An 8,720-nucleotide genomic window follows, 5' to 3' on the forward strand; every position below is an offset into this window, starting at 1 on the left:
GCGGCGGGTTGTTTTTTCTTGCCTTCTTAATCCAATTGTTGGTGGATGAAGGAGCCCTTCATCGACAACGACGAGCGGGTGGAACCTGGGCCGGGGCTCGTGCGTCCTCGGGTTGGGCGGGTGTCCGTTTTGCGCACGGGCATACTGGGATTTCAGCAACAGCTAGCTACGAGGTGCGATTTCACGTGTGCGGAGTGCTCGGACTGATCTGTTCCACCGAAGCCGCCGCGAGTGCCGCGCGCGGGTCTGTGGCCGCTGCACTGCGCTGCCAGCGGCATCGGGGGCCCGACGAGCAGGACACGTGGGCCGATGCCGAGGTGGTCTACGGGTTCAACCGGCTCGGGTTCATCGACCTGGAGCACAGCCACCAGCCGTTGGTGTGGGGGCCGCCGGAGAACCCCACTCGGTACACGCTGAACTTCAACGGCGAGATCTACAACTACAAGGAGCTGCGGGCCGAGCTCGCGATGCACCACGGTGCGCGCTTCAAGACCGAGGGTGACGGCGAGTCGATCGTTGCCGGGTACCACTACTACGGGGCCGACTGGGTCAAGCGGCTGCGGGGCATGTTCGCGTTCATGATCTGGGACGCGGAGGAGCGGGTCGTCTTCGGTGCGCGGGATCCGTTCGGCATCAAGCCTTTGTACTGGGCGGCTGGGCCCGGCGGGGTGGCGTTCTCGTCGGAGAAGAAGAGCCTGCTGCAGTTGACCGGGGTGCTCGGGATCAGCCAGGAGCTCGACCAGACCGCGCTGCAGCACTACCTGGTGTTGCAGTACGTGCCGGAGCCCGAGTCGCTGCACAAGGCGATCCGGCGGGTGGAGTCCGGGACGTCGTTCAAGGTCACGCCTGGTGGGCCGGTGCTGTTCAACCGGTACTTCAAGCCGGTGTTCTCGCCCAGGCCGGTCAACGGCGAGCACGAGGCCGAGGCGCTGCACGAGCGGATCGCCGAGGTGATGCGCGACTCGGTGGCCAAGCACATGATCTCGGACCCGGACGTCACGGTCGGCGCGTTCCTGTCCGGTGGGATCGACTCGACGGCCACGGCGACGCTGGCCAAGTTGCACAACCCCAACCTCATCGCGTTCACCAGCGGGTTCGACCGCGAGGGGTACTCCGAGGTGGACGTGGCCGCGGAGACGGCGGCGGCGATCGGGGTGCGGCACGTCGTGAGGACCGTGTCGCCGGACGAGATGATGGAAGAGCTGCCGCTGATCATCTGGTACCTCGACGACCCGGTGGCGGACCCGGCGTTGGTGCCGTTGTGGTTCATCGCGCGGGAGGCGCGCAAGTACGTCAAGGCCGTGCTGTCCGGTGAGGGCGCGGACGAGCTGTTCGGCGGGTACGTGATCTACCACGAGCCGCTTTCGTTGTCCCCCTTCGAAAAGGTGCCCGGCGGCGTGCGGAAGCTGATGGGCGCGGTGTCGAAGTCCATTCCGGAAGGCGTGCGGGGCAAGGACCTGCTGCGGCGCGGCTCGCTCAGGCTGGAGGAGCGGTACTACGGCAACGCGCGCAACTTCAGCGACGCGCAGGTGCGGGCGGTGTTCCCCGGTTACGTCGAGGGCATCGGGTTCCAGGACGTCACGGCGCCCTGGTACCGCGAGTCGGAGGGCTGGGACCCGGTCGCGCGCATGCAGCACATCGACCTCTTCACGTGGCTGCGCGGCGACATCCTGGTCAAGGCCGACAAGGTGACCATGGCCAACTCGATCGAGCTGCGGGTGCCGTTCCTCGACCCCGAGGTGTTCAAGGTCGCGGCCGAGGTGCCGCTCGACCAGAAGCTCACCGAGGGGACGACGAAGTACGCGCTGCGCAAGGCGTTGGCGAAGATCATTCCGGCGCACGTGCTCAACCGGCCCAAGCTGGGTTTCCCGGTGCCGATCCGGCACTGGCTGCGGGCCGAGATGTACGACTGGACGCGGGGGGTCATCGCCGACTCGCAGACCGGGCACCTGCTCGACAAGAACGCCGTGCTGGAGCTGCTCGCCGAGCACAGGTCCGAGCAGTTCGACCGCAGCCGCCAGCTGTGGTCGGTGCTGTGCTTCATGATCTGGCACGGGATCTTCGTCGAGGGCCGGATCAGCCCGAAGGTGCCGGAACCGGTCTACCCGGTCCGCCTCTGAAGTGGTGTTGGCGACAAAATCACGTAAAGGACTTGTTAGTTGCCATAGGCTAACCATGTGGCCACTGTGGGGAGAAGCGCGCGTTCGACGTTCGTGATCGACACTCGACCGTTGAAGATCCTCCCGTATCGCCGGTTGTGGCTGTCCACGATCGTCACGGCGGTGGGCTCCCAGCTCACCGCCGTTGCCGTCCCCAAGCAGGTCTACGACCTCACCGGCTCCTCCGCGTGGGTCGGCATCGCCGCGGGTGTCGCGCTCGTTCCGCTGCTGGTCTTCGGGCTGTGGGGCGGCGCGATCGCGGACACGGTCGACCGGCGCAAGCTCCTGCTCGTCACCAACACCGGCATCGCCGTCTCGTCGGTGCTGCTGTGGGCTCAGGCGGCGCTGAACGTCGGCTCGGTGTGGCTGGTGATCTCGCTGCTCGGCCTGCAGCAGGTGTTCTTCGCGGCCAACGCGCCGGCGCGCTCGGCGTCGATCGCGCGGCTGGTGCCGGCCTGGCTGCTGCCCGCGGCGGGCGCGCTGGGCTCGACGGTCATGCAGTTCGGTGCGGTGCTCGGACCGTTGCTCGCGGGTGCGCTGATGCCGGTCGTCGGGCTGTCGACGCTGTACCTGGTGGACGCGATCGCGCTCGTCGTCACGCTCTACGCGGTGTGGAAGCTGCCGTCGATGCCTCCGCTGGACGGCGTGGTGCGGCGCGCGGGGCTCAAGGACGTGCTGGACGGGTTCGTCTACCTGTGGGCGCAGAAGGTGCTGCTGGCGAGCATGTTGCTGGACGTCATCGCGATGGTGTTCGGCATGCCGCGGGCGTTGTTCCCGGAGATGGCGCAGCACACGTTCGGCGACCCGCCCGGCGGCGGGTTCGCGCTGGGTGTGCTGTTCGCGGCGATTCCCGTGGGCGCGGTGCTGTGCGGGCTCACGTCCGGCTGGATCTCGAACATCAACCGGCACGGTGTCGCGGTGGCGCTGGCCGTCGTCGGCTGGGGTGTCGCGATCATGGGCTTCGGCCTGGCCGGGTCGCTGTGGGTCGCGGCGGCGTTCCTGGCGCTCGCCGGAGCCGCGGACATGGTGTCGATGGCGTTCCGCGGCGTGATCCTGCAGTCGGCCGCGACGGACGAGATGCGGGGACGCATGCAGGGCGTGTTCATCGTCGTCGTGGCGGGCGGGCCGCGCATCGCAGACCTGTTGCACGGCACCGGTGGCGCGGCGTTCGGCACGGCCGCGGCGGTGACCGCGGGTGGCGTGCTGGTGATCGTCGCGACCGTGACCATGGTCGTGCTGCTGCCCGCGATCTGGCGCTACCGGGTCAGTTCCGCGGGCTGATCTCGTTCGCGGACGGCTCGGTGATCCGCACGTCGGAGCCCCAGTCGGTGAACCGCGCCTCGTCGACGATCAGCGCGTTCTGGAACTGCGTGGAGAACTTGATGCGCGCCGGCAGTCCGCTGCCGTCCAGCTCGATCTCGCCCACCGTGCTCGTGACGCCCTGGTCGAGGGCGAGCTTGACCTCGTTGCGCAGGTTCTCGTCGGTGAGCGCGTCGTAGGCCTTCTTGTAGTCGACGGCGATCGAGTACCGGGTGCGCTCACCGGTCTGCGCGACCAGCTTCACCTCGCCGCCCGCCTGCACCACGGGCAGGTGGTAGGTCGTGAAGACGGCCTGCTGGTAGATCACGTCGTGGTAGCCCAGCAACGTGTTCGTGAGCTCGTCGTCGTCCTTGCGCACCAGCTTGATCCACGACCTGTCCTGCGGCAGCCCGAACACCGGCGGCAGCTTCACGAACGCGCTGTCCCTTGTGGTCGAGACGAACCGCAGCTCCTCGTCCTTGCCGCCGGTCTGGACGGGACGCTTGGTGGTCGCGTCGATGCTCGGCACGTCGCCCAGGCGCACGGAACCGTTGGCGGGGGCCGTGACGCCGCCCGTGGTCGGTGGCGCGATGGTGAAGCGGTAGGTCTTCTTCTCGTTGACCACTTTGGACACCGCGGCCACCAGGCTCTGCACGTCCGAGAACTGCTTCGGCTGAGCCGGCGGCGGTGACGACGTGCAGCCGGTCAGCACGATGGCCGCGACGAGCAGGGGTGCGGTGCGTCTCATAGTTACACCATATGGGTGAGGTGATCGTCCGCTCCCGTGGGGACTTGGGCAAAACGGGCACAATCCCGGGACATGGCTGAAGCGACTTCACAAACGGAACAACCTGAGCTGAAACGGGCGATCGGCCCGAATCTCCTGTTGTTCTTCGTCGTCGGCGACATCCTCGGCACCGGTATCTACGCGCTGGTCGGCAGCGTCGCGAAGAACATCGGCGGCGCGCTCTGGCTGCCTTTCGTGCTCGCGTTCGTGGTGGCCTTCCTGACCGCGTTCAGCTACATCGAGCTCGTGGGCAAGTACCCCAGGGCCGCGGGTGCCGCGCTCTACACGAACAGGGCCTTCAAGCTGCAGTTCCTGACCTTCATGGTCGCCTTCACCGTGATGTGCTCCGGCCTGACGTCCGCCTCGTCCGCCGCGCTCACGTTCGGCAACACCTACCTGCGCCAGCTGCTCGTGGAGTTCTTCGACATCACCGCGTCCAAGGACGCGTTCGTCTGGACCGCGCTGGCGATCGTCTTCGTCGTCGTCCTCGCCCTGGTCAACTTCCGCGGCGTCTCGGAGTCGGTGAAGGCGAACGTCGTGCTGACCTGCATCGAGCTGTCCGGCCTGCTCATCGTGATCGCCATCGGCGCGTACGCCGTCGCGGTCGGCGACGGTGACCCGAGCCGTCTCACCCGGGTCGAGGACCCGAGGGGCACGGGCATCGTGATCGCCATCAGTTCGGCGACCGCGCTGGCGTTCTTCGCGATGGTCGGGTTCGAGGACTCGGTGAACATGGCGGAGGAGTGCCACAACCCGACCAGGATCTTCCCCCGCGCGATCCTCACGGGCATGGGCATCGCCGCGTTGATCTACGTTCTCGTGACGACCACGGCGTCGCTGCTGATCCCGGCGGACGAACTGGCGAAAGCGGAGACCAACGCGCTGCTGAAGGTCGTCTCGGTCGGTGCGCCCGGCTTCCCGCTGTGGGTCTTCGCGCTCATCGGCCTGCTGGCCGTGATCAACTCGGCGCTCATCAACATGCTGATGGCCAGCCGTCTGCTCTACGGCATGGCGAACGAGCAGATCATCCCCAAGTTCTTCAACACCGTGCACCCGTCGCGGCGCACGCCGTGGATCTCCATCGTGTTCACCACGGGCCTCGCGGTGATCCTGGTGTCGACCGGCACCGTGGCGAAGCTGGGCGGCACGACGTCGTTGCTGCTGCTGATCGTCTTCATGATCGTCAACGTCGCGCTGCTGGTGCTGCGCAAGGAGAAGGTGGAGCACCGGCACTTCCGCGCACCGACGTGGGCGCCGGTGCTGGGCGCGCTGTGCTGTGCCTACCTGGTGCTGCCGCGGACGTCCGGCCGGCCGTGGAGCGACTACACCACCGCGGGCTGGCTGCTGCTCGCCGGTCTCGTGCTCTGGGGCATCAACCGCCTGGCGCACGGGAAGGCGGAACCGGGCCGGGGCGGATCCGGCGGGTGAACGTCACGCGAGCCTGGCGAGCTCGACCGGGTCGTGGGCGCAGAAGACCTCGGCCTCACCGCTCGCCTTGAGCTCCCTCAACCGTTCCACATTGGACAGACGCTGCTCGCGGATCGTCTCGGTCTGCTTGGCGGTGACCTTGAGCGCGAAGATGTTGCTCGGCGGCGTCTCGACCTCGCCGCGGTAGAAGTAGGCGTCGCCGGCGTGCAGCAGCCAGCCGTCGTCGCTCTTGACCGCGATGCCGGTGTGACCGCGGGTGTGGCCGATGAGCGGCACCATCAGGATGTCGTCGGGCAGGCCGGGGATGTCCTTCACCGCCTCGAACCCGAACCAGTCCTCGCCCTCGGCCTTGTGCGTCTGGAACGTGACGCCCTCGCGCTGCGCCTTCGGGTACCGCGCCCGCTCCTTGGCGTTGCGCGGGTTGGTCGCGCTCTCCAACTCGGTGTCCAGCACGTGCACGGTGGCGTTCGGGAAGTCCCGCAGCCCGCCCGCGTGGTCCAGGTCGAGGTGGGTGAGCAGGACGTGCCGCACGTCCTCGGCGCCGTAGCCGCGCTTCTCGACCTGGAAGATCGCGGTCTCGTTGATGTCGAGCAACGGCTTGAGCAGCGCGCGGCTGAGGCCGTCGATCGTCCCCTTGGGGTTGGTCACCTCGTGCGTGCCGAACCCGGTGTCGACGAGGACGAGGCCCTGGTCGGTCTCGATCAGCAGGCAGTGCGCCACGATGCCGCCCGCCACCAGCGGAGGGTGCATGGTCGCGCAGTTGAGGTGATGAACCTTCATGGGGAATCCTTCCGTTGGCCCCGTAGGCTGCAACCCTATGTTGGGGATCTCGTACGAGGGTGCCACCGCCGTGATCGCGACTGTAGGCGCGGGCCTTCGGTCTTTCGAGGTGGACGGCGTTCCGTATGTGGAGACGTTCGGCGCGGACGAGAAGCCGCCGATGAGCGCCGGAGCGGTGCTGGTGCCGTGGCCGAACCGCACGGCGGGGGCGTCCTGGGTGCTGGACGGGGTGGTTCAGCACCTGGAGGTGACCGAGCCGGCGCGGGGGAACGCCATTCACGGGCTGGTCCGGCGGCGGCCCTGGTCGGTGCTGGAGCACACCGGGTCGCTGGTGTCGCTGCAGACGACGATCGAACCTCAGCCGGGGTGGCCTGCGGCGTTGTACGTCACCGTGTCGTATGCGCTGGACGACAACGGGCTGACGGTCACGCACGGCGTCAAGAACGTCGGAGACGTCGCCACGCCGTTCGGTGTGGGCACGCACCCGTACCCGCGGGCCGGGAACGCCCCGACCGACTCGTGCACGCTGACGCTCGCGGCGACGACCGTGCTGCCGCTGGACACCGAGCGGATGGTGCCTTCAGGGGCAGCGGCGCCGGTGGAGGGGACCGAGCTCGACTTCCGCGAGGGGCGGTCGCTGGACGGGGTCCAGCTGGACACGCCGTTCGGCGGCTGCGAGCCCGCCGCGGACGGCCTGGTGCACCACCTGCTGGAGTCCGAGAGCGGTGGCGTCGAGGTCTGGGCTGACCCGGCGTTCCGCTGGGTGCAGGTGTACACGCCGGACAACTACCCCGGCCGCGGCCGTGCGGTGGCCATCGAACCGATGACCTGCCCGCCGGACGCGTTGAACTCCGGCATCGACCTGATCTGGGTGGCTCCCGGGGAGTCCTGGGGCGCCCGGTGGGGGATCAAGCCGCTTTCGTAGCGAAACGGCAGCGCAACCGTTAGCGTCGCTAACCATGAACATCGCGATCACCGGTGGCTATGTCGTGCCGGTCGACGGAGAGCCCGTCGAAGGCGGCACTGTCCTGATCCAGGACGGGAAGATCGTCGCGGTCGGCGCCGACGTCGACATCCCGGACGGGATTGAGGTTGTGGACGCGGACGGGGCCTGGGTGCTGCCCGGCTTCGTCGAGGCGCACGGGCACATCGGCGTCCACGAGGAGGCCGAGGGCTGGGCGGGTCAGGACACCAACGAGATGACCGATCCGGTCGGCGCGCGGATGCGGGCGCTGGACGCGATCAACCCCGCCGACCTCGGGTTCGGTGACGCGCTCAGCGGCGGGGTCACCACGGCGGTGATCAAGCCGGGGTCGGGCAACCCGATCGGCGGCCAGACGGTGGCCGTGAAGTGCTGGGGGCGGACCGTCGACGAGATGCTCGTCAAGGAACCGGTCAGCGTGAAGAGCGCGCTGGGGGAGAACCCGAAGCGGGTGTACGGCGAGAAGGGGAAGCTGCCGTCCACGCGGCAAGGGGTCGCGGCCGTCATCCGGGACGAGCTGACCAAGACGCAGGACTACGTGGCGCGCAAGGCCGAGGCGGAAGCCGACGGGAAGGCCTTCGACCGCAACAACACCCAGGAGATCCTGGCGAAGGTGCTCAGCGGTGAGCTGCCGTGGTGCCAGCACGCGCACCGGGCCGACGACATCGCCACGGCGATCAGGTTGTCGGAGGAGTTCGGCTACCGGTTGATCATCAACCACGGCACCGAAGGCCACCTGATCGCGGATCTCATCGCGGAGAAGCGGATTCCGGTCATCATCGGGCCGCTGTTCACCTCGCGGTCCAAAGTGGAGGTTCGCAACCGCGGCCTGCGGAACCCGGGAATCCTGGCGCGGGCCGGGGTCGAGCTGGCGATCACCACGGACCACCCGGTGGTGCCGATCCACTTCCTGGTGCACCAGGCCACGCTGGCGGTGAAGGAAGGCCTCGACCCGGAGGTGGCGATCAGGTCGCTCACGGTCAACCCGGCCAGGATCATGGGCCTGGACGACCGCGTGGGCGCGCTGAAGCCCGGCCTGGACGGTGACGTGGTGATCTGGTCCGGGGACCCGCTGGACGTGATGAGCCGGGCCCTGCACGTGTACGTCGAGGGCCGCGAGGTCTACACGTTCGACGAGCGCAAGGGCGAAGGGGTCGTGGCCGACCCCTTCTACCGCGAAACCCTCTAGGGGTGCGATGAAGGGCGCCTTCATCCACGTCAGGTTGTTTTATGCGCCCATAAAAGACCTGGACGTCAGCCCAGGCAGCGGCCGAAGACCAGGGGC

Annotated in this window: 7 protein-coding genes; 5 read left to right on the forward strand and 2 right to left on the reverse strand. The window is 68.1% G+C overall.

What is annotated here, in order from left to right; genetic code table 11:
• Window positions 1-185: 185 nt before the first annotated feature.
• On the forward strand, window positions 186-2,120 hold the full coding sequence (gene asnB, locus ABZV40_RS31520; protein WP_355449620.1) for an asparagine synthase (glutamine-hydrolyzing): 1,935 nt from the start codon (window positions 186-188) through the stop codon (window positions 2,118-2,120).
• 111 nt (window positions 2,121-2,231) lie between these two features.
• Window positions 2,232-3,440: an MFS transporter gene (locus tag ABZV40_RS31525; protein ID WP_355449623.1), complete on the forward strand. Its 1,209-nt coding sequence runs from the start codon at window positions 2,232-2,234 to the stop codon at window positions 3,438-3,440.
• Here the strand turns inward: ABZV40_RS31525 and ABZV40_RS31530 are convergent.
• The gene (locus tag ABZV40_RS31530) at window positions 3,424-4,206 is read right to left on the reverse strand and encodes a hypothetical protein (RefSeq protein WP_355449626.1); all 783 of its coding nucleotides are present in this window, start codon (window positions 4,204-4,206) and stop codon (window positions 3,424-3,426) included. The two genes, ABZV40_RS31525 and ABZV40_RS31530, sit on opposite strands and share 17 nt — an antisense overlap.
• 72 nt (window positions 4,207-4,278) lie before the next feature.
• Here ABZV40_RS31530 and ABZV40_RS31535 point away from each other — a divergent pair, with 72 nt between their 5' ends.
• On the forward strand, window positions 4,279-5,673 hold the full coding sequence (locus ABZV40_RS31535; protein ID WP_355449629.1) for an APC family permease: 1,395 nt from the start codon (window positions 4,279-4,281) through the stop codon (window positions 5,671-5,673).
• Between the two features lie 3 nt (window positions 5,674-5,676).
• On the opposite strand, the gene ABZV40_RS31540 is transcribed toward ABZV40_RS31535, so the two are convergent.
• Window positions 5,677-6,453 carry an MBL fold metallo-hydrolase gene (locus ABZV40_RS31540; protein WP_355449632.1) on the reverse strand — a complete coding sequence of 259 codons (777 nt, stop codon included), beginning with the start codon at window positions 6,451-6,453 and terminating at the stop codon, window positions 5,677-5,679.
• A gap of 37 nt (window positions 6,454-6,490) precedes the next feature.
• On the opposite strand from ABZV40_RS31540, the gene ABZV40_RS31545 reads away from it, so the two are divergent.
• Window positions 6,491-7,378 carry an aldose 1-epimerase family protein gene (locus ABZV40_RS31545; RefSeq protein ID WP_355449635.1) on the forward strand — a complete coding sequence of 296 codons (888 nt, stop codon included), beginning with the start codon at window positions 6,491-6,493 and terminating at the stop codon, window positions 7,376-7,378.
• Window positions 7,379-7,412: 34 nt separating this feature from the next.
• Entirely contained in the window at window positions 7,413-8,624 is a 1,212-nt protein-coding gene (locus tag ABZV40_RS31550) for an amidohydrolase (RefSeq protein ID WP_355449638.1), read from the forward strand.
• Window positions 8,625-8,720 lie beyond the last annotated feature (96 nt).

This window comes from Lentzea sp. NPDC004782 (genome assembly GCF_040609115.1).
Classification (GTDB): Bacteria; Actinomycetota; Actinomycetes; order Mycobacteriales; family Pseudonocardiaceae; genus Lentzea.

Excerpts from the sequence above, each read along its gene's own strand:
- ABZV40_RS31540 (WP_355449632.1), bottom strand. The coding sequence starts at position 6,453 with ATGAAGGTTCATCACCTCAACTGCGCGACCATGCACCCTCCGCTGGTG.
- ABZV40_RS31550 (WP_355449638.1), top strand. The coding sequence starts at position 7,413 with ATGAACATCGCGATCACCGGTGGCTATGTCGTGCCGGTCGACGGAGAG.
- ABZV40_RS31535 (WP_355449629.1), top strand. The coding sequence starts at position 4,279 with ATGGCTGAAGCGACTTCACAAACGGAACAACCTGAGCTGAAACGGGCG.
- ABZV40_RS31545 (WP_355449635.1), top strand. The coding sequence starts at position 6,491 with ATGTTGGGGATCTCGTACGAGGGTGCCACCGCCGTGATCGCGACTGTA.
- ABZV40_RS31530 (WP_355449626.1), bottom strand. The coding sequence starts at position 4,206 with ATGAGACGCACCGCACCCCTGCTCGTCGCGGCCATCGTGCTGACCGGC.